The following is a 25,554-nucleotide window of genomic DNA, read 5'->3' as shown; positions in this document are numbered from 1 at the left end:
GTGTATTGGAGAAATAATCGCAAGACGATAACTCCCATCAGAATTTTGGGTGGAAATCATCATCAATTATCCGAGGATTGAAATAGATTTATAAGAGGATACAGCCATTATACCGTTGGTTTTGATTTTGTCGAGGTTTACATATCGAATAAGCTATCACTATACCAGAAATTACACCAACGGCAATCGAACCAGTATATAAGTAGCGTAGTGGAGGAAGCGAGGAAGTGTTATCCAAAGCGAAAGTAATACAAATTGTCGTCTCCGATCACTCTGCGATGTGGTTCGATCCAGCAGTTGTCGAAGCCGTCCGCGATGCGATCCCCACCTGGCTCGGCGTCCTCATGGTCGTCCTCTCGTACCTGGGGAGCGTCTACCTGATCGCTCCCGCGATGATCGCCGCTTACTGGCGAAAGCGCGACCTCGTCGCGCCGTGGCTCGGCGGCGTCATCGGCTACTACGGCCTGATGTCACTGACCAAGTCCTATCACACGGCGACCCGACCGACCGTCGGCCCGCCGGTGGGTGCCGAATCGTTCCCCAACTGGTTCGTCCCGTGGTACGAACACGCCGCCCACATTTCCACGGCGAGTTTCCCGAGCGGCCACGCAATGGCGGCGACGGTCATCGTCGGCATGCTCGTGGTCGACCTCCCCGTCAGCACGCTCGCAAAGCGAGCGGTCGTCGGAACCGCAGTCATGCTGTGGGTCGGGCTGACTCGAGTGGGCCTCGCGGTTCACTACCCGGGTGACGTCGCCGGCGGCATCGCCTACGGGCTCGCCTTCCTGGCAATATACTACCTGGTTCGACACTACTCGACCGACGAGACGAGAGCCGCCCTCGCAGTCGGCACGGCGTTCGGGATAGCCGCCGTCGTACTGGTCGGGAGCCGAAACTCGCATATCGTCTTCGGCGGCGGCGTCGGCGCGTTGCTCGCGTGGCAGTTCGCACCGGCCATCGCCGACCTGATTCGGGACACCGTCCTGAAGTACGTCCTCCCGGTCGCAGGGGTTCTGGTCGTCCTCGGAACCTGGTTCGTGACCGACCTGGGAATCGGCAACGACGCCTTCATCGTGGCCTGGTCGGCACTGTTCCTCGCGGCGGTCGTCCTCGTTCCGTGGGTCACCCCGAGCCGCGAGGAGTGGTCGGCAACGGCGTCGAGACTCACTGGATAGAGCCGACAAACACAGAAACAACCGTCGCAACCGCCTTCGGATTAGGATTCGCCCTCAAGCGCCAGCGCCGCCAGCATCGCCTCGAGTTGTAGTCGCTCGTTCGCGCCCTCCGTGATGCGGTAATCGACCTCGCCGAGTCGCTCGAGCAGTCGAACGGTCGCTTTCTCCGAGAGGTCGAACTCCCAGGCTGAGCGGTGAAGCTGGTCGATAACGTCGCCACCGGCGAGCCCTCGGTCCATCAGGAGGGTCTCGAGGGTCGAGCGAGCGGCCGTGAAGTCGCCGTCGATGGCCTGCTCGACCATCTCCTCGACCTCCTCGGGTCGGGCCGTGGCCGTGATCGCGAAGACGCCATCCTCGTCGACGATATCGCCCATCACCGCGGCGGCCTGCAGGCCGTTGATCGCCTTTCGCATGTCGCCGGCCGCGGCGTAGACCAGCGCGTCGACGCCGTCGTCGGTTACCTCGATATCCTCGTTTTCGGCGATCTCCCGCACTTGCTCCTCGATCGCCGGTTCGGAGAGTTCGGTGAAGCGAAACACCGCACACCGGGACTGGATAGGATCGATGATCTGACTCGAGTAGTTACACGAGAGGATGAATCGCGTGTTGTGAGAAAACTGCTCCATCGTCCGGCGAAGCGCGGACTGGGCGTCGGAGGTCAGCGCGTCGGCCTCGTCAAGGAAGATGATCCGATAGTCGTAGCCGCCGAAACTCGAGCGGGCGAAGTTCTTGATCCGGTCTCGGACGACGTCGATCCCGCGCTGGTCGGAGGCGTTCAACTCGAGGAAATTATCTCGCCAGTCGCTTCCGTAGATTTCGCGCGCGACAGCCTGTGAAGCTGTCGTTTTTCCCGTACCGGCCGGACCCCCCAGCATAAGGTGCGGCAGGTCGTCTTGCTCGACGTACTGGGAGAGCCGCGGGATGATGTCCTCGTGGCCCTTGATCTCGTCAAGGCGCTCCGGGCGATACTTCTCGATCCAGACTTCGGTCCGGCCCGGCGTCGACTCCGCGGTCTCGGCGTCGGCCTCGCTCATACAGGCCGAAAGGGGAGGGTCGAAGATAAAACGACCGAAGCGAGAGCATCAACAGACCCCACGAATCACTCGTTCGAACGATTCGGAAATGTGTCACCACAGACATCATTTTATCGCCCATGAGGCCGTACTGATGATATGTCACCAGGAACCACGACGACATCGGAGAGCGACGCTTCGAAACGATCAACGGGTGACGGTTCGGAGCGCCCTGCGGATGACGCTTCGAAAAAACGGACGAGCGACGCACTCACTCGAGTCGCTGTCTTCATCCTGATCGCTGCCCTCATCCTCGGGACCACACCCGGGCTCGCCGCCGCCCAATCGATCGACGGCTCCGACGGCGTCGGCGGGACCGTCACTGTCGAGGAGGGCGAAACCGTCGACAGCGTCGAGGCGTTCGCGGGTAACGTCATCGTCGACGGCACCGTCACGGGCGACGTGAGTTCGGTCGCCGGGAACGTCTACGTCAACGGCGAAGTCGGCGGCGACGTCTCGAGCGTCTCGGGTAACCTCGAGATCGACGGCACCGTCGCGGGCGACGTGAGCGCGGCCGGCGGAAACGTCATCCTCGGCGAGGACGGAACGGTCGAAGGCGAGTTTCAGGTCGGAGCCGGAACCGTCGTTGTCGACGGAACGATAAACGGCGACGCGGCGATCGCCGCCGACACGATCGAACTCGGCGAGACAGCCGCCATCGCAGGCGACCTCGAGTACAACGGTAGCTTAGAGGGCGACACCGGCGTCGTCGCGGGCGAAGTCAGTCAGGATTCGTCGCTCGGTGTCGGATTCGAACCGGCGCTCGAGCCGATCGTCTCGTGGCTGTTCGCGCTGTACACGCTCACGTTGAACCTGTTGTTGGGAGCGGCACTGCTCGCACTCTTCCCTCGGTTTTCGGACGACGTCGCCGAACGGGTTGCAACCGCTCCCGTCCGGGCCGGGCTGGTCGGGCTCTTGCTCCTCGTCGGAATCCCGATCGCTCTGGTTGCGATCGCGATCACGATAATCGGAATTCCGCTCTCGATCGTCGGCGGGTTCCTCTTCGCATTGTTCGTCTGGGTCGGGGTCGTCTACGGGCGGTTCGCCGTGGCCGCCTGGTTCCTGTCGCTTCTGGGCGTCGGCAATCGCTGGCTCGCGCTCGTCGTGGGCATGGTCGGCGGCGCGATACTCACGCAGGTCCCCATCGTCGGCGGCCTGGTCAATTTCCTGATATTCCTGCTCGGCCTCGGCGCGCTCTCGATGGCGCTGTACGGTCAGCGACGGCAGAGTCGCGAGTCGCCGACGCCGACGAGTCGCGAGGGACCGGCCGCCGACTGATTCGGTCGATTGACCGACCGACCTCGTCGTGTTCCCTTCGTTGATCGATGGACCTGAAGAGGTTGACATCCTCCCGCCCCTAAAGGGGCGAGATTCCTCCGTTGGGGGTTCGGCTACCGACCCACGGAGGCAACTTGCGGGTTCTCACGTTGTTCGTTGAGACAAGCGCGTGATGACGCTGACCATGAATGGTCGTCCCACTTGAACCGTGAAGGCTGTGCCATCGGCCCGACTTCGCCGCTCGCTTCGCGTTTTAAGAACGTCTCAGACGCCGTGAGGTCCGCGTGTCCCTCGGAACCGCAGGGGCACGTCAACGTATCTTCGTGGCGCACAGTCCCCTCTCGCTCCCCACAGTCGGGACACTCTTGCGAGGTCCACGCTTCCGTCCGCGCTTCAAGGACGATACCGTATTCCTCACAAACGCAGGCGAGACGGTTGATGAACGCGCGGAACGCCCAGAAGTTGTGCGTTTTCGCGTTCGCCCGAACCGACCAATTCGATTCGAGAATATCGGTTAAGTCCCCGACGTACACCGTCGCAACGCCCTCGTCGTAGAGCCGTTCTACGAGGTCGCGGGCAACAGCGTTCATCGCGTGGTCCCGTCGGCGCGTTCGTTGTCGGTAGAGCCGCCGGATGCGGTTGCTACTGTAGCGCCCTTCGGGCAACTTCGACTGTAGACGGCCGATTTCCTTCGTCGTCTCACGAAACCGCTCGAACAGGTCGCGTCCTTCGTAGAGGTACTGCGAGCCGGTCGAAACCGAACACGCTACGATGTTGTTCGCGCCTACGTCCAGAGCGGCGGTTTCATCCGCCAGTGGTGAATCCTGCCGAGAATCAGGCACGGTGACAGGTTGAAAAGCTCGGTACGTATCGCTCGTTTCATCGTAGGTGATTTCGAGACGGCCCTGTTTGCCATCCCACTTCGGGTTCCCTCGCACTTCGAGGCGAAGGCGGTCGTGGTAGCCAAGACCGTACTCTTCTTTCAGGTCTTGCCCGACGGGGATTTCGAGACGACTACGCTTGCCCCATTCGAGCGTGTACTGATTGCAACGGATGTAGGTACGGAGCGTTCGCCCGTCCTCTTCGTTGCCCCAGTAGCCCGGTGGGTTCGCGCGTTCGCCGCTTTCTTTCAGCGAGAAGAACGACCGCCATGCTTCGCTGTTCTTTCGTGTGAGCTGTTGGACGGTCGCGGACCCTACGATACCGTTGTAGCGTCCTCGGTATTCGTCGGTATCCCACACGCTCGAATCGTCGTCGGCGAAGTAGTTCTGCCGACGCTCGTAGTTCAGTTCGTTCCACAGGCTTGCGGAAGCATCCAACAGCCGCCCAAGTAGCTCTTCGTCCTCGTCGGACTGTGGGGCTACTCGGAAGGTGTTGACGCGCTTCATGCGTTTTGTTGCTCGCGGATATACTGTTCTACGGCGTCCTTCGAGACACTACCCGCCGTTCCGACGTAGTACGAGCGTGTCCATTTGATACGGTCGTCGTATCGCTGATTGTAGTACCGCGCGGAGATGCCTTTGAGCCAATTGACGAGCAACGACGGTTCGTTGCGCGGCGGGCTTCCCACGAACAGGTGAACGTGGTCGGGCATGATTTCGGCCTCTACAAGTTCAAGGTCTTTGTCGTCGCATATCTCCACGAAGATGGTTTTGAGACGTTCTTTGGTTGCGCCCGTCAGACGCGGCTCCCGGTACTTCGGGATGAACACTATGTGGTAGTAGAGTTCGTATTTCGCGTGACGGGTGCTCTTCACCATCTATGCATACTATGGCCAGAATGCTACTTAACCGCACCGACAGAACCCCGGCAGTGCTTTCGACGGCAGAAGATTAACGAGAATTACGGCGCGTATCCCCACCCTGAAGGGCGAGGCTTTGCGCCTGTTTTCACGTAAAGTAGCTAGAGTTGTCAACCGATAGTAAACAAGCCTACATTCGAATGACGAATATCGGCCAGTACGTTCCGAACGATCTCGAAGTGACCATACTCATCTGGGTGAGCACGTTGCTTTTGCTGGACTATTTCGTGGGGATTTCGGAAATTCTTCCCGACGGCTGGTTTCACCTCCTGTTAGGGGTTTATCTCTTCGTGTGTGCGGCCGTGTTGTTCATCAGGAACGATCGTTCATCCGGGTGAGCGTTCCGTCTCTCGCATCCGAACGAAGGTCTCGCGAACCGAACACCGGGTCCGAGTACGTTTCCAAACCGCGCAACGACGCCCTCAAGTTCGAACGGCGACAACGACGACCATGCGCGTCACCGTGGACGTCAAAGGCGAGGAAACCCACGAGTTCGCCCTCGAGGACGTCCCCACCGAATCGGCCGAAACCGCGGTCGAGCAACCAACCTACGCCGATCTCCTGTCCAAAATCGACCTGAGCCCCCACGAGGTGTCCGTCCTCGTCGACGGTCGTCCCGTCCCCGAAGATCAGCCGGTCGAGTCAGAGCACGTTACAGTGCTTCGACTGATCAAGGGCGGGTAAGCGGCGTCAGCGCGACACTTCAATTCGTCCCTGGAATTTCGACTCGAGATGGAGCGACTGACTCGTCAGTTCGTCGCCGCGACGACCTCGATCTCCAGAGCCGCACCCTTGGGCACGTTCCCGACCTCGACGGCGCTTCTGGCCGGCGGGTCGGTTTCGAAGAACTCGGCGTAGGCCTCGTTCATCGCCTCGAAGTCGTCGATACCCTCGAGAAAGACCGTTACTTTGAGGATGTCTGCTAGCTCGAGACCGTCGGATTCGAGGATCGATTCGACGTTCTCGAGACAGGCCGAGTAATACGGTATTACCGAACCACCCGTGTTGGCGAAGAAGTGTGTACCTGATCCAGTGTCTCACGCTTCGTTCGCGAACGAAACGGACGTACAGGTCTCGTATGAGAGGTAACTCTCCGCGTTATAGCTGGAAGTCCGATCGGCGAAGAGCGGCTTCGATCGACGTTCGACCGCGGATCGGCGATCGGTTCCGCTTGAGGGCGGCCGGACCAAATAAGTGGCGTCGCCCCACGCTTCCGGTCGTGTCTTCGATCAAGTAACATACGGAAACTGAGACGTCTGGTCAACCGTCGTCAATTCGAATTGTCCGCTTCGCGCTACGTTCTGTCTCCGTGTTCATCGTTTCCGTTCAATCGTCTGTTATCGTGGCCTCCTCTTACGGTCTTGACAGCGTTCATTTCCGTTGATACGTAGACGGAAAGTTCCAGTCAATGTTGATTTGTAACGAGTCCTCATTGTGTGTGATTCGCCGTAGCAGACAATTCATCGGTCGTGTCGACCGTTCCAGCAAGTGAGTTTTTTACACACTCGAAAATATCCACACAATTACAAAGAACTAGAAGCCCGAACTACAAAGGGCATGGTTCAAATCCAACCCGCACAACAGGTACAGGTCCCAGAATGGTTACAGGACCCGGTAGCCGAACTCATCACCTTCCTTCCGCGACTGGTCGGTGCGGTAGTCATCCTGCTCATCGGCTGGGTCATCGGTCGCCTCGCGGCCGGGGTCGTCCGACGGCTCGCAGATGGCGTCGAACTCGATCGCATGGTACTCGAGACGCCGCTCGGGCGGATACTCGGCGGAACAGAACGGGCGGTTTCCAGTGCATTCGGGAAGCTGGCGAAGTGGTTCGTCTACGCCCTCGCGATCCTCGCGGCTGCGAACGCCCTCGCGATCCCCACGCTCTCAGAGTGGATCTCAACGGCCGTCTCCTATTTGCCGGCGTTCATCGCGGGCCTGCTCGTCATCGTCCTCGGATTCGTCGTCGCGGACTTCATCGGCGACGTCATCGAACGAACGCAGGCTGCGGCCCAGACTGCCTACGCGAGCTGGTTCGCGAACGGCGCTCGGATGTTCCTCTACTTTACGGCGATCGTCATCGGTCTGGATACGATGGGAATCGACGTGGGCATCCTGTACGTCTTCGCTCGAGCGCTCGCGTGGGGACTCGCGGCCGCAGTCGCCATCGGCGTCGGCGTCGCCTTCGGCTGGGGCGGCAAGGACTACGTCTCCGAAAACATCGACCGGTGGATGGGACGGACGAGTACGGTCACGCCAACCGAGAACACGCAAACCGGAGAGGGGCCACGCGGCGGCGACCGCGACCCCGGCTCCGAACCCAGCGCCGGACCGGGTGCTGAAGACGACTGAACACCCTCACTCGAGTGGCGTCGAAACCCGCTCCGTTGGCCGGTTCGATCGCGCCGTCGCGTCGCGCGGAAAGAGTGGTCTGACGGGCACGACGACGTAGGACGTGACGAGACGACCATCGATCGGTCGGCACTTCTCGACCTGCGCGAGTCGATGCGTCGCGGCGTAGACATCCTCGATTCGCTCGAGGACCGATTCGAACGCGTCCACGTCGAATCGTTCGGCCGGGACGCGGTCAGTGGCGACTGCGATACCGTTGGATTTGGCGTATACGTCGAGTCGGCCTTCGAAACAGCGTTCTAATTCTTCGATCCGGTCGTGGACGTCGCCGATCGACGGCTGGTCCGTTCTCTGTGGGAAGGCGACGTACGCCTGATACTGCTCCGGGCGGTTCGAGACGTATCGCTTCCACAATTGTTTGGCTATCGACATTATTCTACGTACTCGCGCGACGTTCGACGCACGCTCGTTCGACGGCGATTTCGTTCGAGTCCTGTCGCATTGATCTCACGTTCGTCTCGTCCGCGTCGGTAATACGTCCTTTGTTGTGCGCCGATGGGAGTCAGCGAACCGTTTCTTCACCAAAAACGATAGTTTCGAAGTTCGCGAGACATTTGTGCGATCAGCCGGTAGTGCTGTTCAGTATGCGCAAGCCCTTCCCCGGACCAACCTCGCTCCTCCTCGCAATTTCAGCCGGAGTCGTCGCGCTCGGCGTCGCGATTAACGACGGATTTGCTCCCTCCGCCCGCACGGTTCCCGCACTCTTCCTGACCGGTATCGGTCTCTTCGGTATCGCCAGTGCCGTCGACGACCGACCGATCGACGCCCTTCGACTCACGACGGGACGGTGGTGGGCACTCGCGTTCGTTGCATTCGTCCCATACGGTCTCGCAACGTCACCCTCGAGCGAGCAGGCCGAAGCGGTCGGGAACTCGTTCTCCGGACCCGTCGCGACCACCGCACTCGAGGCGCTCGCCGGGACCGCGGTTCTCTGTGCGGTCGCGGTTACGGTGCTCTACTGGTTCGCGAGATACGGAATCTACCCGGGACGGCCATCACCCGAAGAGCGCGTTTTAGACGACTAGCAGACCGAGAGTGGTTACTACTATTCCTGAACAACGGGTTCTCGCGACTATTTCATCCCGTCGTCGAACCGCTCGAGGACGAACATCTCGATCGGGTGATCCGTTTCGCCGTCGACCGCGAGGTCGGCCAGAATCTCGCCGATCACGGACGCGAACTTGAACCCGTATCCCGAGAATCCCGCCCCGACGACGAGAGTGCAACTGGAAGGTCTTCGCGGGCAACTACTCCGAATGCGATCACTGCCAGGCGAACCATCAGAACTGGGTTCGGGACCTCGAACTGCTCGACTCCGAACTCGAGGTCAACGACTACCACTGGACCCTCCACTACCGACACGGCGAGGACGTCGACGACGAGATGCGCATTCACGACGAACACGAAGCCCAGTTCTGGTACTTCTGGCACAACTTTACGGTCAACATGTACGGCACCGCCGACGGCTACGGCACGTACCTCATCAATCCGATCGACGAGGGGCGATTCTAGCTCGTCGTGGACTACTACTTCAAAGACCCCGAGCTGAGTAGCGACGAAACGGAGTTCGTTCGAACGAGCCGTCAGCTCCAGGAAGCGGACTTCGAGTTGGTCGAGCGCCAACAACGCGGGCTCGAATCCGGCGCGATCGCACAGGCCCAGCTCGGCCCCAACGAACACACCGTCCACAAACTCCACCGCCTCGCACAGGAAGCCTACGAGGTGTGAGCCCTCGATTCTAATGACCTCAGCCAACGATCGACGGAACCCGGAGACGCGAGAGGCACCGTTTCGCGTCGCCTACCTGGGAGCCGACATCGAAAAGGGGCTCTACTCGGCGAACGAGATCGTCGAGTTCTACCGACGGTATCATCGTCACACGGGCGACGACGTCACCGTCGAGCGCGCCCGGTTCGGATTCGAACTCCCAGTCGAAGGCACGCTCGAGCAGGTGATCAGCGAACTCGACGAACAGTACGAGCGAGCGGGCGTTCCGATCGGGACCATCGCCACGGCGATGGGCGAACAGGGGTGGACCGTCGGCGAAACCCTCGAGCGGATATACGAGGTCCGGATGACCGGGGCGCTCTACGAGCCTCGAGCCGATCACCTCGCCGTCGTTTGATACTGTCGGCTGTAAGTCGTTCCAGATTCTCGTCGCATAGTTACAGCCGACAGTATGAGGAGAAGAGCTCTCAAGGAATAAATTCTGATCAAACATTCGGAGGATAGCGCGGTCAGTAGACCTGCAAACGTACCTTTTTCTCGTCGGGTTCGCTCGCGTTGCTCGCTCACCACTCCTCCAAAAATCTACGCTAAAAAGCCGCTCGCTCCCGATGGTCGCTCGCGGGTGCAGTGCTTGCGTCACGACCGCAGCGGTAACACCTCCGCCTGTACTTACCGTTCGTCGAGTAGTCGGAGAGAGGGCATGAACTGTTCTATGACGCCTGCTGAGGAGACCTAAGAGTTCTCTTCGTCTTCCTCGAGGAGCGTGTTCGACACGAGCTGGCCCGTCCCGCGATGAAGGCGGCCGCCGACGGCCGTCGGTGAGATCTCAAGCAGGTCGGCGAGTTCGGCGAGCGACGTTTTACGAGGTTCTTCGAAGTATCCTTCCTCGTAGGCGGTTTCCAGTGCGACGCGTTGTTCGTCGGTGACGTTCGGAGACGTTCCGTCCGTCCACTCGTCTCGACGGAACATGCGGTACAGCTCGAATGAAATATCTTCACGTTCGCAGTACTCCCACACCGACGAGAGCGCTTCTCGATCCGGTAAGTGGAGCCGCACCGTCCACCCTCGGTCGTTGCTCTTGGCCCGCAACAACAACCCGCCGAGTTCGATCGTCGCCGGCGAGATGAGTTTCGTCCCCTCGGTGTGTTGCAACCGATAGATACGCGTCCGCTCGAGATCGTCCACGAGAGACCACGTGTCGACCGTATGGTCTTGCTCGAGCGCCTCGTCGAACGTCTCGTCAGCGCCATCGACGAGGAAGAAGAACATTCCCGTCTCGGGATCCGTCGACGTGTGCGAAAGGACTTCGATGGACGTCTCCGGACACTCACGAACCGTCGGTGCCAGCGCGAGATCGGGATGGGCGATGTCGATGATCGCAATGAGGCTCACGATCGTTCGCCTCGCACTGACCGCTGTCTCGAGTGGCGTCTCGAAAGGCGTCTCGAGAGGTGTCGTCGCCGACGAGAGGCGCTCCGCGACCAACCGAAATTGACGAAGATTTCGAGTCGTGTATTCACATGGCCCATATGTTACTGTATGGCGGCTATTTCCCCTTAATCGTTTAGTACATTTGCAGACGAGACCGGGGCAGTTAGGCGATCCGGGCACCGCTGAAAGGCCGATAGTTTTCTCCGTTCGGCCGAACTATTCGCCAATGACCGAAGCAGACGTCACCGGCCGCTCCGCGGGCACGACCGATCCGATCGCTGCTCGCTCGAGCGGTCCGAACCAGCTATCGCTGTCGGAAGGATCGCCGTTCGGACTCGACGCCCTCGTACGATAATGTTCACTCGTCTCGCCACCCCGGAGGATGCACTCGAGGTCCGGCGAATCCTCGACGCATCGATGCTCGAGCCCGGTAACGTCGAAGCCCGTATCGAGGCCGACGATGTCTTCGTCGCCGGCGATCGGTGGGAAGCGAGCGGGGATTCGAACCCCTCGAGCGCGCAAACCGAACGAGTGCTCGGGACGATCGTCCTCAAGCCTCTGGAAGCAGTCGAGGGGGACGATCCGGGTGCACACGTCAGCGCGATCGGTGTCCGTCGACGACATCGCGGGAAGGGAATCGGGCGAAACCTGATCGAACGAGCCGTGGCGCGCGAACGGCGACTAACCGCGCGCTTCGACGCCGACGTGCGTCCGTTTTACGAGTCGCTCGAGTTCTCGATCGAACCGATCGACGCCGAGCGGTATCGCGGCTCGCTGGAACGAACGGACTGAAATGGCGGGCTGAACCGACAGCGCTGAGAGACCGGGGCGGTTTTATGAGCGATAACGTGGTACGTCGGTGCGCATGAACCTACAACGGATACTCAGCGGTGACCCGTCGCGGAACTCGTTGCTGTATCTCGGAATCGGCGTGATTTCGCTGTTAAAGGCACTCGCGGTCAGAGACGACTCGACACGGTTTCGTCGAGAACTGCTCGACGCCGGGATGTTCATCGGGATCGGCCTCCTCCTGCGACAGTATAGTAAGATGAAAGCGCAAAAGCGCTCGGAGATGGAGGGACAGCTTCCCAACTGGATCGTCGACACGTCCGGATCCTCGAGTGGTTCGGGCGGCCTTCGGACGAAGGCCAAACGGCGACTCGGGAGCGAGACGAGCGCGGAACCGGAACCGACGCTCGGCGATCGCGCACGGAGCGTTCTGCAGAGCTAATAGTCCTCACACCGGAGCTAATAGTCCTCACACCGGAGCTAATAGTCCTTACTGCTGACCGCGATAAAGCCAAAAATCCTCGCTCCGTAGCCGTGAGGTCGTGAGCCGAATCAATTCGAGATCGGCTCGAGTTCGGCCGTGAAATGCCGTAATTCGGGAATTTCGGGCTCGGTGGCGAGTCGGAGGCCGCCGACGTTTTCGCGGTTTTCGTAGGCATCGACGGCCGTCTCGAGGACGTGTTCGAAGTGTTCTCGATGGTACGTTCGGCGCGGAATCGCGAGTCTGACCAGTTCCGGACGATCGGCGTCGGGGAACGCGAAACTCCCGAGTTCGACGCCTCGAACCCCGCCTTCGCGGTAGAGTTCACAGACCAGCACCTGTCCCGGGAACTCGCTCGAGTCAAGGTGGGGATAGAACGATCCCGCGTCGAGATATACCGCGTGACCGCCCGCCGGCTCGTAGATCGGAATCCCGGCCTCCTCGAGCATCGACGCGAGGGTTCGGACCTGTCGGATTCGGTCCTCGACGTAGGCATCTTCGACTGCTTCGCGAAGCCCGACAGCCATCGCCTCGAGATCCCGTCCTGCCATTCCGCCGTAGGTCGGAAACCCCTCGTAGAGGATCGCTCGGCTCTTACAGCGCTCAAAGAGGGACTCGTCTCGAGTCGCGACGAACCCACCCGTGTTCACGAGACCGTCTTTCTTCCCGCTCATCACGACGGCGTCGGCGTACTCGAGTTGTTCGCGAGCGATATCCGCGACGGTCGCATCGGCGTATTCGGCTTCCCGTTCGCGAACGAAGTAGGCGTTCTCGGCGAACCGACAGGCGTCGACGACGAACGTCGCGTCGATTTCGTCCGCGAACGCTCGAACCCGACGCGTGTTCTCGATACTGACCGGCTGGCCGGCGGTCGAGTTGTTCGTGATCGTCGAGATGACGACAGGGACGTTCTCCGCGCCGACCTTCGAAACGACTTCGCGGGCGCGTTCGACGGAGAAGTTGCCTTTGAACGGCTCCTCTCTCGAGAGGTCGTGAGCCGCCTCCGTCGGGCAATCGGCGGCTTCCGCGCCCTGATTCGCGACGTGGGCTCGAGTCGTATCGAAGTGGGTATTGTTGGGAACGACATCGCCTTCCGAGAGCAAGGTTCCGTAGAGGACGTTCTCCGCGCCTCGTCCCTGGTGGGCCGGAATTACGTACGGGAATCCCATTACGTCCTCGACGGCCGACTCGAGGCGCTCGAAGCTCGGCGAGCCGGCGTAAGATTCGTCGCCGCGGTGGAGCGCGGCCCACTGGGCGTCGCTCATCGCCCCCGTTCCGCTGTCTGTCAGAAGATCGATATAGACGTCGTCGGCTGGGAGATTGAAGACGTTGTAGCCAGCTTCCTCGAGCGCGCGTTCACGTTCCTCGACCGAGGGCAACTGGATCCGTTCGACCGCTTTGGACTTATAGGAAACCATGAAGCGGATGAAGACCCCGAGGTTGTTTAGCCTATCTGATATAACATGCCCATCGAGGTGCCGAGTCGGCACCCAACCGACGGCTTCGAACAGTGATGAACGGAAACGACGGGACGGAAACGTTCGTCCCACACCGTTTGATTCGCGGCGTTGAGACCAACACGTACTATTATGAACAATAGGGCAGAACGCAGAGACATGACAGGGTACGACCAGACGTTGAAACCGTTCTTGTGGCGTGCGGAGAGACTGTATCCCGACCGAGAGGTCGTTTCGCGAACGCACGAGGGAATCGAACGCCATACCTACAGCGAGTACGCCGACCGAACCCGCCAGTTGGCTAATGCACTCGAGGAGATCGGAATCAACAGCGACAACGGCGAGCGCGTCGGCACGTTCTGCTGGAATCACAGTAGACACGCCGAAATCTACTTCGGCGCGCCCAACATCGGCGGACAGCTCCACACCATCAATCCCCTGTTACCGCCCGAGCACATCCAGCACATCGTCGAAAACGCCGAAGACGAGATTCTGTTCGTCGATCCGTCGCTGCTCGAGGCGCTCGAGGGAGCCTACGACGAAGCGGCCTTCTCGAGCGTCGAGCAGTACGTGGTCATCGGTTCGGACGTTCCCGAAACGAGCCTCGGGCCCGTTACGGACTACGAGTCGTTCATCGGGAGCCACTCGACCGAGTACGACTGGCCCGAACTCGACGAAGAAACGCCGGCGGGGATGTGTTACACCTCCGGAACGACGGGCAAACCGAAGGGCGTGGAGTACACCCAGCGGATGCTCTGGTCGCACACGATGGCGACGCTCACCCCGCAGGGGCTGGGCGTTCGCGACGAAGACGTAGTGATGCCCGTCGTTCCGATGTTTCACGTCAACGCCTGGGGACTGCCGTTTACGGCCACCGCGGCTGGCGCAAAGCACGTCTATCCCGGCCCCTCGCCCGATCCGGCGGATCTCGTCTCGCTCATCGAAGACGAAGGCGTCACGCTCTCTGCCGGCGTTCCCACGGTGTGGCTCGGCATTCTCGAGTACCTCGAGGAAAACGACGCGGATCTCTCCTCGCTCGAGCGGATCGTCATCGGCGGCAGCGCGGCTCCGAAAAGTCTGATCGCGCAGTACGACGACCTCGGCGTCGATGTCGTCCACGCCTGGGGGATGACCGAGATGTCCCCCATCGGGACCGTCGCCCACATCAAAGAAGGACTCGAGGGCCTCTCTTCCGACGAGCAGTACAACAAACGCGGCAAACAGGGGCTGGTCGTTCCCGGTCTCGAGCTCAAGGTGGTCGATGACGACGGCGAGGAAATCCCGTGGAACGGAGACGATTTCGGTGAACTCTACGTCCGCGGGCCGTGGGTGACCGATTCGTACTTCGAACGCCCCGACGCGAACGAAACCGACTTCGAGGGCTCGTGGCTCAAGACCGGCGACATCGTCACCGTCGACGAGGAGGGCTACATCCAGATCGTCGACCGCGCCAAGGACGTGATCAAAAGCGGTGGCGAGTGGATCTCCTCGGTCGAACTCGAGAACGCCATCATGGCCCACGACGCGGTCAGCGAGGCGACCGTCATCGGCGTTCCCCACGAACGCTGGCAGGAACGACCGGCCGCGTTTGTGGTCCCGGCCGACGGTGCCGACCTCGAGGAAGAGGAATTCGAAAGCGAACTCGAGGATTTCGTCGGCGCGGAGTACCCCGACTGGTGGACGCCCGACGCCGTCGTCTTCATCGACGAGGTGCCAAAGACTGCTACCGGAAAGTTCGACAAGAAGGTGCTCCGCGAGGAGCACGCGACCGAAACGTTGCTCACTGAGGAGTGAGACGCCATATCCGCTGTTTTGCTGACTCGGCGAACGGTCGCGGCGTGATTTATACTGCGAACTCCTACCATTACTCGATGAACGAATCTCGATCGCTCACCGATCGGCTCGCAGACGACCTCACGGCGAATCTCACGGTTAGTATCGTCGCCGTTGGGATTGCTCTCGTCGCACTTTTCCTCGCACCGCTCGGGGAGAGCGTTGGAAACCGTTTCCTCCTCCTCTGTACGCTCGGGATCTTCATTCCGTACGCATACGACGAATACTGGCCAGTGGAGTATTCGCCAGTGTACGCGGTTTTCTGGACGATCGCCGCAGGACTCATAACAGCGGGTCTGTTTATTGGTGTGTTCGGCATGAGCTTGCAACTGCTCTCGGAGGACATCGCAGGAATCGTTGCGTTCTCCGTGACGGCCTGCTTTCAATACGGCGTCGCAATGATCTTTCCCCGGGTCCGCTAAGGAGAATGGCCGGTACGGCACGTTATTCTCGAGGCGTTCGCTCGGACGGAGTCAAACTGCTCCGCGGGCGGTCGTCGAAACGCGCACGAAAACCGGGCAAACCCTCGAGACAGAAGACACAACATACATCGAGTACCCCCCGTGACAGTAGTGATAATTGAGTTTCAGAGCAGAAGAAACGGAGTTCACACGAAGAATCGATACGCAGGCCTCAAAGCCGCCACACACCAACGATACGTGAGCGAGTCAAACCGAGACGACGGCGAGGAACGACCCCGGTCCGACGAGCTGTTCGCTCAGCTCGACGACGAGTACGCTCGCCGAATCCTCGTCGAAACGACCGGAGGGACGCGGTCAGCAAAGGAACTCAGCGACGCGTGTAACGCCTCGTTGTCGACGATCTATCGCAGAGCGGAGCGGCTCATCGACTGTGGACTCCTCGCAGAACAAACGATCGTTGAGGAAGAGGGCAATCACTACAGCGTGTACGAGGCGCGACTCGACAGCCTCACGGTCGATCTCGACGAAGACGGGTTCTCCGTAACGATCGAAGAAAAACCGACGGACAGCCTCTCCGACCGGCTTACCGACATGTGGGAGGGACTCTAATGATCGCTAGTAACTGTGAAAGGGCTCCAGTGATCGCCAGTAACGCAACGTCGACGACGCTCTCGTTCGACTATCTCACGCTCCTCTCGGTGACCCTCATCGCGATCGGACTATCGCTGTTCATCGTGTTTCAGGCGTACCGCGGCTACCGCCACCACGAGAGCCGACGAATGCTGTTTCTCGCGCTGGGGCTGTTCCTGTTGACGGTCGTCCCGTTTTCGCTCGCGGTCGTCGTCGACTCGCTGGCGCAGATGGCGACGCTCGAGCCTCGAGTAACATCGTACTACCTGCCGCTTTTCAGTCGACTCAGCGAAGTGAGCGGGCTCGGTTGTCTCCTCTATTCGCTGCTGATCGACGCCGAGTAACCGCCGGTCTCAGGAGCTAGTTTTGGCAGCTGAGCGATTAGAGAAGCATCGAAAGGATCGCCAGTACCAGAAAAATGAGCACGAGCCACTTCGCGATCGTCATCGTGATACCCGCGATTCCCGACAAGCCGAGAACGGCGGCGATAATCGCGATGACGAAGAACATGAGTGCGAGTTCTAGCATGGTTCAAACAGTGCGATATACGTCAAAGTCAGTTGTGCCTGACTGTGCCTGCACGACGGTGGCCGAACGGCGGTCGGAACACGGTCTCGAGTGATAGAACAAGTCCTGCAGTAGTCTACGGCCTCTTCAAGTCCGGAAGAAAAGATACAGGAAATGTTGGAGGAGAGCCTCTCTCGGTTGGAACAACGAAAAGAACGTCAACAGATCGTCACACCCCACTCGGGAGGAGATATCGACTGGAGCGAACTGTCAGGGGTTAATGACAGCGATGGAGACGTATCGGTCTGGTCCGAACAGTCGCCGTACGGAAACGTAAAGCGAATCCACGAACTTCGGAGAGTTCCCGGTGAAGTTAACGTATACGCCGTGAAGGCAAAGGCTCGAATGAATTCGGCCAGGAACCTGTGCAATAGCGGACAGTCAGAGTACTGTCAATCAGCCTATAACGACCGTCGAAATAAGCGGTGCGAGATCGTTACAGACTGGGGCAGTGGCAGCAATGTCAGTTCCGAGGATATTGCCCCGAAAAACGATATCGATGACGGAACACGGGTGACTTTCGGCGGTGGTATCACCAACGACACAATCGGTGCTGATTATTCAATCAGTCAATCCGCTAATACCCTCGCAGACACGTCTGACACCTCAAGCGGCCGCGTCTCTCACCAAATCGAACTTAGACCTTCGATAACGGCCTCACGCACGACCATCGAGTACGAATCCTATAGTGTTGGCGAGTCTGTTGGATTCTGTGATACAATGGACGGAAAACACGTCGTTAACGTCACCGTGAATCCAGCGTGGGATAGACACACTAGTCCATCACAATATCCCCCATACTGGGCACCAGGAGTATCCAGTGAAGGTGAAGAGGTTGTTGACTCACTCGGGTATTACTGTGGGCGTCCACAATAGACTATCTTTCGCCACCTCTTTAAGATTAAATAAGGTTAAACTAATATTTTAACCTGTATTCGAAACATATATTCATCTGTTATTAGTTGTTTAGTATATGATTGGCCTGAAACTCGTCCTACTCGGAATCAATTTCACACTACTAGCGATTATGCTTGGGGATGGTGCGTGGGGTGCGGCGTACTTCGGTATCTTCCTCTCGATAGTCGGCGTCTTCGTCGGCTCCGGCGATACGTCGATCGCATCAGAATAGGACACTCGTATCAAGTACGAAGTCCATCTGCACCCGTCCACGCGATGTAACGTGCGAAATCTCGGTTGAGGATAGTAGCGAAGCGAGGCCTCGGGTGGCCGAACCGCCGACCCCTCTAGAACAGGTCCTGGGTCAGTTCCAGGGTCTCCTCGCGGTCGTCCCAATCGACGATCAGCGCGACGCTGGTCGCGCTCGTGATGATGTCCTGGAGGTTGATTCGGGCTTCCGAAAGCGGATTGACGATATCGCTGATGATTCCCGGCTGGTTCGGTAGTTCGCCGCCGGTGACGCGAACGACAGCCATCGGCGAGTCGACGGTCACGCTCGAGAACTCCTCGCGGGCGATGACCTCGCGGTGGAGGATGTTCTCGGCTCGCTCGGCCTCTTCCTCATCGATGTAGAACGTCACCGTATCGACGCCGCTGGCGACCGCCTCGATGTTGACGTCGCTTTCACCGAGCGCCTCGGAGAGGTGCTGGAAGACGCCGGACTGGTTTCGAATCGCGCGACCGGCGACGGTCAGGCAAGCGATGGGGCGCTCTCGCAGGTCGACGAGGTTCTGGAACTCGCCTTCGATGCTCGTCCCGCCGCTCAAGAGGTCCCCGTGCTGGTAGTGAACGACGCGAACGTCGAGGGTGTTTTCCTTGTAAGAAAGCGCAGAGGGTGCGACGACCTCCGCGCCGCGGAACGAAAGGTTTCGGAGTTCGTCGACGGAAATTTCGCCGACGTTTCTGGCACCTTCGACGACGCGCGGGTCGCCGGTCATGACGCCTTCGACATCGGTTACGATGACGACTTCGTCCGCGTCCATGTACTTGCCGAGCATGACGGCCGTCGTGTCGCTTCCGCCCCGACCGAGGGTGGTGATCGAACCGTCCGCTCCCTCCGCGAGGAATCCCGTGATAACCGGAACCTCATCCTCGAGCGACTCGGCAACCTCGAAAGCGCGCCGCTGTGTTTCTTCGACATCGACTTCGCCGTGTTCGTCAGTAATAATCGGCCAGCCCTCGCCGCCCGGCTCGAGGAATCTGGCGTCGATCCCGCGCGCCGAAAGCGCCGCCTTGAGCATTCGAACGGACGTTCGCTCGCCCATGCTGACGATCTGGGCTCTGTCTTCGTCACCGGTCTCGAATGTGATGTCGTCCAGTAAATCGTCGGTCGTCGAGCCCATTGCGCTGGCGACGACGGCGATTTCGTGGCCGTCTTCGACCGCAGCGGCGACCGAATCGGCGGCCCGGTTGATTCGGTCTCCCGAACCGAGACTCGTTCCCCCGAATTTGGCTACAACGCGCATAGAGACACCCCACAATCGATGTGAGTGGCCGTGGTTCTGCTCATGTGCGAGTCCATTACCAGAGCGGGCAAATAACTGTGTCCCATCGAGCGCATTTTTACCTCCGCTCGGAAACGGGGACAGAGATTCGCTCTCCTCGTAACCGTTTCGCCCGGATCATCTCTCGCCCGCAATGCAGTCTTCGGGTGGAACAAACACTTTGCCTTGACGAAGATTTCTGCGGAAAAGTATGTTCTCACAATGAACTATCTTTCGAGACTAAATATGATTTATAACAAACTGTTTAGTAATACAGAAAGTAACTCACACCGACTCGAGACAGTCAGCAAACGGGCGAAATTTATGTTACTGCGTATCATTACCACATACCAATGAACATACGCGACGCACTCGAGGCCGATGCCGACGCGCTTGCGTCCATCGCGGACTCACCGACTGACGTGATGCGAAACCTCGTACACGATCGGACGGTACGCGTCGCCGAAGACAGTACGCACGACCCGAACGCCGACATTACGACCGGCGAGACACAGTACAACGAATCGAATCCGGAGGATCTCCTCGGGTTCGTGAGTTTCGACGCCAAAGACGACACCGTCCATGTCACCCAGATCGGAGGGACGGACGACGCCTGCGTCGAACTGCTGGCCGAACCGGTTCGGTTCGCCGAGTGCGAATCGATGACCGTCGAGCTCCTCATCGCACCCGATGCCGACGGCGTGAAAGACGCCGCCGCCGAGCTCGGCTTTCAAAACTGTGGATCTGGTCCTCGTTTCGAGAACTCCCGCACTCAGAAATTTCAACTCGAGCCGTAGCCAAAGGGGGCCAAACCCGCTGATTGGACTAAACCCACAGACTAGGCCAAACCCGCAGACTGGACCAAACCCGCTGATTGCGGATGTCAAAGCGCGTCTCAGCTGAACTTCTGGACGGTCACGTCGAGCGTATCGAGATCGACGATCGGCGCGTATCCGGCGTCGGGATCGATGTTGACGCTCTTTTGAAAATCCGTCTGTGACTGCCAGCAACCCGAATTGATCGCGAGGACGTTGTGATACTTGCCGAAGCCGAGTTTGTGAACGTGACCGGTGTGGAAAATATCCGGGACGTCTTCGATGATCAGATAATCCTCCTTTTCGGGGGCGAGTCTCGTGTGGCCGCCGAACTGCGGCGCGACGTGGCGCTTTTTGAGGAGGTGATACATCGCTTTGTGCGGCTCGTCGTAGTTCGCCTTCTCCTCGGGAAGTTCGGCGATGACTTCGTCGAGGCTGACACCGTGGTACATCAGGACTGAAACGCCCTCGAGCGTGACCGTCGAGGGATTGCTCACGATCCTGGGATCGTGTGCCGACATGATATTCCGGAGGTTCTCGTCGAAACCGGGTTGCGGTTCCGCGAGCCGAACCGCGTCGTGGTTCCCCGGAATCATGACGATATCGAGGTCCCCGGGAACCTGTTTGAGGTACTCGTTGAACACTTCGTACTGCTCGTAGATATCGACGACATCGAGTTCCTCGTCCTGGTCGGGATAGACGCCGACGCCCTCGACCATGTCTCCGGCGATTAGGAGGTACTCGACGTGTTGGGCCTCTTCCGTGTGAAGCCAGTCGGCAAATCGATTCCACGCATCGTGCATGAACTCCTGGCTCCCCACGTGAACGTCGCTGATGAGCGCCGCCTGAACGTGGCGATCCGCGGTAGATGGTTCGTACGTTCGCGGAACGTCCGGAAACGACATCGAATCGACGAACGCAATCCCCGAATCGTCCGCCAGCGTCCCCTCCATCGCCAACACCTCGTCACAGAGGAGTTCCTCGACGAGATCGGCGTACTCCCTGTCTTTCATCACCAGCCACGGAAACGTCCCGGTCGCGTCCTCGAGTTCGACCAACCAGTGGCCGCTCGCGGTCGAACGAATATCGTTGACGAGACCAACCATCGCCGCCTCGCTTCCGCCGGGCATACTCTGAATCGCGGAGGCGGGCCGGTGATTGAACCGACCCCGAAGTTTCGATCCCAGTCGCTCGAGGCGATCCCGAAAAACGGCGACGAAGTCCTTATACTCGCCCGTACCGGTACTCTCTCCGGTCATGTCGTTTGCGATCTCGAGCGATCGCTCGGAAACGTCGCCCGACCGTTCTATCCGGCCGGGAGACCCCTCCGTTTCAACTGGAGACTTCCCGCCACGAGGCGAGGAGACGGGATGCGAGTTTCCAGTTGAAACTGAGGGGTGTTGTCGGTCGGGCTGATCCGTGTCGACGGCATCGGACGTATCGAATTCCGATGTGGAATCGGACGACGCGGTTCCTGGTGGTGAGTTATTCGAGGGAGGTTCCGATGTCGAACCGGCCGAAGAAGATTGCGAGTCCTCGAGGACCGATCGAACGTGATCCGAACGGACGACCAGCGTCCCCTCGGGTAACTCGTCGACGACGCGCTCGAGGGTCGGCTGTGGTCGTTCTGCGGCCGCAATGAGCGTCACAGCTTCGCGTTCTGCGTTGTACCCGCGGGTGGTCAACTCGCTGACGATCCGAGCGGGGCCCTCGAGTGGCACACAATTCGCATTCGCGAGCGGTGAGAAAAGGATGACGAATCGGTCGTTGAACGGAGTTGATGTGGAGGGGAAAGTTGATGCACGGTCCTCACAAAGTGAAATTCAATGGGCGATGGTGACGGCAGCGATGCGTACGGCGACCGAGACCGAACCGGTTCGTCGTCCGACTCAGATGAGACCGATCTACAGCCGGGTGAAAACGATCAACAGCTGGATGAAAACGATCAACAGCCGGGTGAAAATATTGAAGCGGGTACCGCCGAAGACGCTCGAACCGATCACAAGGACGATTCTGCGTCCGACCAGAAAACGTCCGGACCGCAGTACGAATCCGAGCCTTCCGAACGCCGTCCAGCGCGCGATTCGACGCTGTCCTCGAACGGTCGAGATGGATCGAATCCTCGAGACAAGTCGAACCCTCGAGACGAATCTGAAAACCAGGTGACGATCGAGAATGATGGGATCGTCCGCTGGTTTCTCAAGACGGACGACGGGACGGTCCTGATCGTCAGGGACGTTCTGACGAGTGTCGCAATCGTCGCCATCATCGGACTCATTCTGTTCGGTATCAGTGGTATCTGGCCACCACTGGTCGCCGTCGAGAGCGGAAGCATGGATCCGAACATGAAGGAAGGAGATCTTGTCTTCGTCGTCGACGACGATCGATTCGTGGGTGACAATCCGGTCGACGGAACCGGCGTCGTCACGCTCGAGAACGGGCAGGAAAGCGGACACGACAAGTTCGGAATGCACGGCGACGTCGTCGTGTTCCAACCGGGTGGAAGCACGACCGAAACACCGGTGATACACAGGGCGCACTTCTGGGTCGACGAAGGCGACGACTGGGTCGCACAGGCGGATCCGGATATCATCGGCGAAGACGTAACCTGCGATGACGTTCAAACATGTCCGGCAGAACACGAGGGGTTCATCACGAAAGGTGACAACAACGCTGGCTACGATCAGCAGGCAAACGCCGGAACGCGATCGGACAGCATCGTCCACCCCGAATGGGTCACCGGAAAAGCCTCCTTCCGGATTCCGTGGCTCGGCAACATCCGTCTGCTGTTCGACGACTACCTGCTCGGAATTGCGAGCGGGTCGTCACCGATTACACCTGAAGCGGTCGGCGCAGTTTCGATCGGCGCGAGCGGGGCAGGAGGGGCCGTTGCAATCGCCGGAAGACGGCAGTTCGAGCGTTATTAACTCGCCTTCCCTCGCCGTCCAGTCTCCGAGTTAGTTCGCGCGTCAGAACGAATTATCTCTCGAGTCGGTCTTGATATCTCTCGAGTCGGTCTTGAGTCGGGGACCGTACCTCCGTTCGAGTGCCGACAACTCGAGATAGTGGTCGGTAATCCACGGCGTGAAACCGCGGGGCAGGTGACCCGTGGACGTCTCGTTGCTCACTATAAACAGCTCGAACAAAAAGACAACACACCGATTAGGCAGTTCGAACGGCTTAGTTCTCGAATCTGGCCTGTACAAACGGTTGAATGTCGTCAATGTCGCTTAGCCGTGAGTCCGAGAGCAAGACAGCCTCCGTCTCTTCGAGTGGAACCGAGAGACTGATCTCTTTCGTCCGGCCGTATCGCCCCTTCGAGACGACGACGGCGTTGACGATTCCGAGCATATCGAGCTCGCTGATGAGATCGGTAACGCGCCGTTGGGTGAGAACGTCGGCGTCGATCTCCTCACAGAGACGCTTGTAAATGTTGAACACTTCCCCCGTATTGATGCTCTGGACGCCGTTTTTCTCGAGGGAGATGATCGAGAAGAGGACGAGTTTGCTCTGGGTCGGGAGTGTTCGGACGACTTCGACGACACGATCGAGTTCGATCTTGTCCTGTGCTTGCCGGACGTGTTCCTCGACGATGGTTTCGGACTGGGAGCGCTCGGCGAGCTCGCCAGCAGTCCGAAGGAGATCGAGCGCCCGCCGTGCGTCCCCGTGTTCCTGCGCGGCGAAGGCCGCACAGAGCGGGATCACGTCGCCCGACAGCGCACCGCCCTTGAACGCGACCTCCGATCGGTGCTGAAGGATGTCGCGTAACTGATTCGCGTCGTAGGGCGGAAACACGATCTCCTCTTCGCCAAGGCTCGACTTCACGCGCGGGTCCAGAAAGTCGGTGAACTTCAGGTCGTTCGAAATCCCGATGATCGAGACGCGCGAGTTCTCGAGTTCGGAATTCATTCGCGAAAGATTATAGAGCGTATCGTCGCCGCTTTTCTCGACGAGTTTGTCAATTTCGTCGAGCATGATGACAACGACCCGCTCGGAGTAATCGACCGCGTCGAAGAAGACGCTGTACACGCGATCTGTCGGCCACCCTGTCATCGGAACCTCCTCGAAGGACTCTTTGTCCTCCTCAAGCTCCGCTATTCGATCCTCGATAGCCTTGATTGAATCGAACGGGGTCGACTCGAGCGGATGTGAAGGAGGTTCGACTGCTGACGACGCCGTATCGTCGCCGTCCGATGACCCCTTCGTTTCGACTGGAGAATCGCCCGAAGTGAGATCGATATCCGAGTCTGCGGTGTGCGAGTTTGGAGCGCCAGGCGTCTCAGAATGTGAGTCTGTTGTCGAAGGGTTGGAACCAGTCGCGTCTGAGTGCGGGTCAGAAGAATCCGAACGGGAGCTAGAAGAATCCGGACGGGTGTCTTGTGCGTGTGGGCTCGTCTCGTCCCCTGAAGAGCCAACGGAATCCGAATCGGGACTTTCTACGGGGGTAATACTGGTCTGGTCGACAGCGGTGTCGGTCTCAGGATTCTTCGAAGAACGATTTCCTGACGAGTCACTGTTCACCGATGACCCCGACTCAGTCGTCGGCTTTTCCTCGTCGTTCGACCGGCCCTCCGTAAGTTGTTTCCAGTTCGAGGCTGTCGCGGAATCTTGCTCGCGATCGAGACTCGAGGTTCGCTCGTTCGTCGCGTCGAACTCCTCGACCGAATCCACGAGTGATCGAAGTTCCTCGAGTCGGGTGTCGATTCGACGTTCGTTCTCTTCGATAAACTTGTTCGCGAGCTGTGCAAGTACTCGATACTGCGTGTCGGTTACTTCGCAGTTAATGTACTCGACATCGCACGGAACGCTGTATTTCGTCGATGTACTCTCGAGTTCCTTACTAACGAACTTGGCACTCGCAGTTTTCCCGGTACCGGTCTTCCCGTAGATGAGAATGTTCGAGGGCGTTTCACCACGAAGTGCGGCGACGAGAATCGTCGCCATTTTGTTGATCTGGTCGCTTCGATGGGGAAGTTCGTGGGGGGTGTACGACGGTCGAAGAACCTCCTTGTTTTCGAAGATCGGTTCACCGCTCAACAGGTCGTCGAACAGCCCTTGATTCGGCTCTTCGTCGCCGAGATCGGAGCCTTTCAGTTCCGTGGAGAACCCGTCTGGGCCTCCCAGTTCGACGTCCCGATCCGAATCCGTCATATCCAATTCATCGTCAGACATTCGTCGTTCGTACACCCCATCATTTCGAGTGGAAAGTAACCCGAGCGCGATC

At 59.2% G+C, this 25,554-nt stretch carries 29 protein-coding genes and 3 pseudogenes; 19 read left to right on the top strand and 13 right to left on the bottom strand.

What is annotated here, in order from left to right:
* Positions 1-278: 278 nt before the first annotated feature.
* Positions 279-1,175, top strand: a complete 897-nt coding sequence (locus ACYQ14_RS10190; protein ID WP_459887708.1) for a phosphatase PAP2 family protein — start codon at positions 279-281, stop codon at positions 1,173-1,175.
* Positions 1,176-1,216: 41 nt separating this feature from the next.
* On the opposite strand, the gene ACYQ14_RS10185 is transcribed toward ACYQ14_RS10190, so the two are convergent.
* On the bottom strand, positions 1,217-2,209 hold the full coding sequence (locus tag ACYQ14_RS10185; protein ID WP_459887705.1) for a replication factor C small subunit: 993 nt from the start codon (positions 2,207-2,209) through the stop codon (positions 1,217-1,219).
* Positions 2,210-2,347: 138 nt separating this feature from the next.
* Between ACYQ14_RS10185 and ACYQ14_RS10180 the strand changes: the two genes are divergently transcribed.
* Positions 2,348-3,526, top strand: coding sequence for a bactofilin family protein (locus ACYQ14_RS10180; RefSeq protein ID WP_459887702.1), 1,179 nt, complete (start codon positions 2,348-2,350; stop codon positions 3,524-3,526).
* A gap of 113 nt (positions 3,527-3,639) precedes the next feature.
* On the opposite strand, the gene ACYQ14_RS10175 is transcribed toward ACYQ14_RS10180, so the two are convergent.
* Positions 3,640-4,914 carry an RNA-guided endonuclease InsQ/TnpB family protein gene (locus ACYQ14_RS10175; RefSeq protein ID WP_459887699.1) on the bottom strand — a complete coding sequence of 425 codons (1,275 nt, stop codon included), beginning with the start codon at positions 4,912-4,914 and terminating at the stop codon, positions 3,640-3,642.
* Positions 4,911-5,285: an IS200/IS605 family transposase gene (tnpA, locus tag ACYQ14_RS10170; protein ID WP_459887697.1), complete on the bottom strand. Its 375-nt coding sequence runs from the start codon at positions 5,283-5,285 to the stop codon at positions 4,911-4,913. Before tnpA ends, ACYQ14_RS10175 begins: the two co-directional genes overlap by 4 nt.
* 182 nt (positions 5,286-5,467) lie before the next feature.
* On the opposite strand from tnpA, the gene ACYQ14_RS10165 reads away from it, so the two are divergent.
* Positions 5,468-5,665, top strand: coding sequence for a hypothetical protein (locus tag ACYQ14_RS10165; RefSeq protein WP_283836559.1), 198 nt, complete (start codon positions 5,468-5,470; stop codon positions 5,663-5,665).
* A 112-nt stretch (positions 5,666-5,777) separates the two neighbouring features.
* Positions 5,778-6,011, top strand: coding sequence for a ubiquitin-like small modifier protein SAMP2 (gene samp2 / locus ACYQ14_RS10160; protein ID WP_283836561.1), 234 nt, complete (start codon positions 5,778-5,780; stop codon positions 6,009-6,011).
* Between the two features lie 65 nt (positions 6,012-6,076).
* Here samp2 and ACYQ14_RS10155 read toward each other — a convergent pair.
* Positions 6,077-6,298 (bottom strand): annotated as a pseudogene (locus ACYQ14_RS10155) (RidA family protein); the annotation flags it as partial.
* A 586-nt stretch (positions 6,299-6,884) separates the two neighbouring features.
* On the opposite strand from ACYQ14_RS10155, the gene ACYQ14_RS10150 reads away from it, so the two are divergent.
* Positions 6,885-7,676, top strand: a complete 792-nt coding sequence (locus ACYQ14_RS10150) for a mechanosensitive ion channel family protein (RefSeq protein WP_283836563.1) — start codon at positions 6,885-6,887, stop codon at positions 7,674-7,676.
* A gap of 6 nt (positions 7,677-7,682) precedes the next feature.
* On the opposite strand, the gene ACYQ14_RS10145 is transcribed toward ACYQ14_RS10150, so the two are convergent.
* Positions 7,683-8,108, bottom strand: coding sequence for a hypothetical protein (locus ACYQ14_RS10145; protein ID WP_459887692.1), 426 nt, complete (start codon positions 8,106-8,108; stop codon positions 7,683-7,685).
* A 212-nt stretch (positions 8,109-8,320) separates the two neighbouring features.
* On the opposite strand from ACYQ14_RS10145, the gene ACYQ14_RS10140 reads away from it, so the two are divergent.
* Positions 8,321-8,761, top strand: a complete 441-nt coding sequence (locus tag ACYQ14_RS10140; protein WP_459887690.1) for a DUF1467 domain-containing protein — start codon at positions 8,321-8,323, stop codon at positions 8,759-8,761.
* Positions 8,762-8,808: 47 nt separating this feature from the next.
* Here the strand turns inward: ACYQ14_RS10140 and ACYQ14_RS10135 are convergent.
* Positions 8,809-8,952: pseudogene (locus ACYQ14_RS10135) on the bottom strand (N-methyl-L-tryptophan oxidase); the annotation flags it as partial.
* A 2-nt stretch (positions 8,953-8,954) separates the two neighbouring features.
* Between ACYQ14_RS10135 and ACYQ14_RS10130 the strand changes: the two are divergent.
* Together ACYQ14_RS10130 and ACYQ14_RS10125 are read left to right on the top strand one after the other, a co-directional pair.
* A pseudogene (locus ACYQ14_RS10130) lies at positions 8,955-9,464 on the top strand (SRPBCC family protein); the annotation flags it as partial.
* 13 nt (positions 9,465-9,477) lie between these two features.
* A complete protein-coding gene (locus tag ACYQ14_RS10125) occupies positions 9,478-9,861 on the top strand; it encodes a hypothetical protein (protein ID WP_459887688.1) in 384 nt (127 codons plus the stop codon).
* 335 nt (positions 9,862-10,196) lie between these two features.
* Here ACYQ14_RS10125 and ACYQ14_RS10120 read toward each other — a convergent pair whose 3' ends face one another.
* Positions 10,197-10,856, bottom strand: a complete 660-nt coding sequence (locus tag ACYQ14_RS10120; RefSeq protein WP_459887686.1) for a helix-turn-helix domain-containing protein — start codon at positions 10,854-10,856, stop codon at positions 10,197-10,199.
* 265 nt (positions 10,857-11,121) lie between these two features.
* Here ACYQ14_RS10120 and ACYQ14_RS10115 point away from each other — a divergent pair, with 265 nt between their 5' ends.
* The 3 genes from ACYQ14_RS10115 to ACYQ14_RS10105 all read left to right on the top strand — a co-directional run bounded on the left by ACYQ14_RS10115 (position 11,122) and on the right by ACYQ14_RS10105 (position 12,126).
* Positions 11,122-11,250, top strand: a complete 129-nt coding sequence (locus ACYQ14_RS10115; RefSeq protein ID WP_459887683.1) for a hypothetical protein — start codon at positions 11,122-11,124, stop codon at positions 11,248-11,250.
* Positions 11,250-11,687: a GNAT family N-acetyltransferase gene (locus ACYQ14_RS10110; protein WP_459887680.1), complete on the top strand. Its 438-nt coding sequence runs from the start codon at positions 11,250-11,252 to the stop codon at positions 11,685-11,687. The genes ACYQ14_RS10115 and ACYQ14_RS10110 overlap by 1 nt, the downstream gene beginning before the upstream one ends.
* Positions 11,688-11,760: 73 nt before the next feature.
* The gene (locus ACYQ14_RS10105; protein ID WP_459887677.1) at positions 11,761-12,126 is read left to right on the top strand and encodes a hypothetical protein; all 366 of its coding nucleotides are present in this window, start codon (positions 11,761-11,763) and stop codon (positions 12,124-12,126) included.
* 110 nt (positions 12,127-12,236) lie between these two features.
* Here the strand turns inward: ACYQ14_RS10105 and ACYQ14_RS10100 are convergent, their stop codons facing one another.
* Positions 12,237-13,583, bottom strand: a complete 1,347-nt coding sequence (locus ACYQ14_RS10100; protein ID WP_459887674.1) for a tryptophanase — start codon at positions 13,581-13,583, stop codon at positions 12,237-12,239.
* Positions 13,584-13,781: 198 nt separating this feature from the next.
* Here ACYQ14_RS10100 and ACYQ14_RS10095 point away from each other — a divergent pair, with 198 nt between their 5' ends.
* From ACYQ14_RS10095 to ACYQ14_RS10080, 4 genes are all read left to right on the top strand, one after another.
* Positions 13,782-15,416, top strand: a complete 1,635-nt coding sequence (locus ACYQ14_RS10095; RefSeq protein WP_459887671.1) for a long-chain fatty acid--CoA ligase — start codon at positions 13,782-13,784, stop codon at positions 15,414-15,416.
* A 77-nt stretch (positions 15,417-15,493) separates the two neighbouring features.
* Complete coding sequence (locus tag ACYQ14_RS10090) at positions 15,494-15,877, top strand: hypothetical protein (protein WP_459887669.1); 384 nt, start codon at positions 15,494-15,496, stop codon at positions 15,875-15,877.
* Positions 15,878-16,114: 237 nt separating this feature from the next.
* Positions 16,115-16,486: a winged helix-turn-helix domain-containing protein gene (locus ACYQ14_RS10085; protein ID WP_283836576.1), complete on the top strand. Its 372-nt coding sequence runs from the start codon at positions 16,115-16,117 to the stop codon at positions 16,484-16,486.
* Positions 16,486-16,851 (top strand): DUF7521 family protein, encoded by a 366-nt coding sequence (locus ACYQ14_RS10080; protein ID WP_459887666.1) that lies wholly within the window; start codon positions 16,486-16,488, stop codon positions 16,849-16,851. Before ACYQ14_RS10085 ends, ACYQ14_RS10080 begins: the two co-directional genes overlap by 1 nt.
* Positions 16,852-16,888: 37 nt before the next feature.
* On the opposite strand, the gene ACYQ14_RS10075 is transcribed toward ACYQ14_RS10080, so the two are convergent.
* A complete protein-coding gene (locus ACYQ14_RS10075; protein WP_459887663.1) occupies positions 16,889-17,035 on the bottom strand; it encodes a DUF1328 domain-containing protein in 147 nt (48 codons plus the stop codon).
* 153 nt (positions 17,036-17,188) lie between these two features.
* Between ACYQ14_RS10075 and ACYQ14_RS10070 the strand changes: the two genes are divergently transcribed.
* Positions 17,189-17,950 carry a hypothetical protein gene (locus ACYQ14_RS10070; protein WP_459887660.1) on the top strand — a complete coding sequence of 254 codons (762 nt, stop codon included), beginning with the start codon at positions 17,189-17,191 and terminating at the stop codon, positions 17,948-17,950.
* A 97-nt stretch (positions 17,951-18,047) separates the two neighbouring features.
* Positions 18,048-18,203: a hypothetical protein gene (locus ACYQ14_RS10065; protein WP_459887657.1), complete on the top strand. Its 156-nt coding sequence runs from the start codon at positions 18,048-18,050 to the stop codon at positions 18,201-18,203.
* A gap of 115 nt (positions 18,204-18,318) precedes the next feature.
* Here ACYQ14_RS10065 and ACYQ14_RS10060 read toward each other — a convergent pair whose 3' ends face one another.
* Positions 18,319-19,497: an aspartate kinase gene (locus ACYQ14_RS10060; protein WP_283836583.1), complete on the bottom strand. Its 1,179-nt coding sequence runs from the start codon at positions 19,495-19,497 to the stop codon at positions 18,319-18,321.
* A gap of 371 nt (positions 19,498-19,868) precedes the next feature.
* Between ACYQ14_RS10060 and ACYQ14_RS10055 the strand changes: the two genes are divergently transcribed.
* A complete protein-coding gene (locus ACYQ14_RS10055) occupies positions 19,869-20,312 on the top strand; it encodes a hypothetical protein (protein ID WP_283836584.1) in 444 nt (147 codons plus the stop codon).
* Between the two features lie 98 nt (positions 20,313-20,410).
* Here ACYQ14_RS10055 and ACYQ14_RS10050 read toward each other — a convergent pair whose 3' ends face one another.
* Entirely contained in the window at positions 20,411-22,051 is a 1,641-nt protein-coding gene (locus ACYQ14_RS10050) for a DNA-directed DNA polymerase II small subunit (protein ID WP_459887653.1), read from the bottom strand.
* 105 nt (positions 22,052-22,156) lie between these two features.
* On the opposite strand from ACYQ14_RS10050, the gene ACYQ14_RS10045 reads away from it, so the two are divergent.
* Positions 22,157-23,257, top strand: a complete 1,101-nt coding sequence (locus ACYQ14_RS10045; RefSeq protein WP_459887650.1) for a S24/S26 family peptidase — start codon at positions 22,157-22,159, stop codon at positions 23,255-23,257.
* A 42-nt stretch (positions 23,258-23,299) separates the two neighbouring features.
* Here ACYQ14_RS10045 and ACYQ14_RS10040 read toward each other — a convergent pair whose 3' ends face one another.
* A complete protein-coding gene (locus ACYQ14_RS10040; RefSeq protein WP_459887648.1) occupies positions 23,300-23,458 on the bottom strand; it encodes a hypothetical protein in 159 nt (52 codons plus the stop codon).
* 52 nt (positions 23,459-23,510) lie between these two features.
* Positions 23,511-25,502, bottom strand: coding sequence for a Cdc6/Cdc18 family protein (locus tag ACYQ14_RS10035; RefSeq protein ID WP_459887645.1), 1,992 nt, complete (start codon positions 25,500-25,502; stop codon positions 23,511-23,513).
* Positions 25,503-25,554: the final 52 nt, after the last annotated feature.

It is taken from the genome of Halostagnicola bangensis, from assembly GCF_054653435.1.
This window is presented reverse-complemented; position numbering and strand designations above follow the sequence as displayed.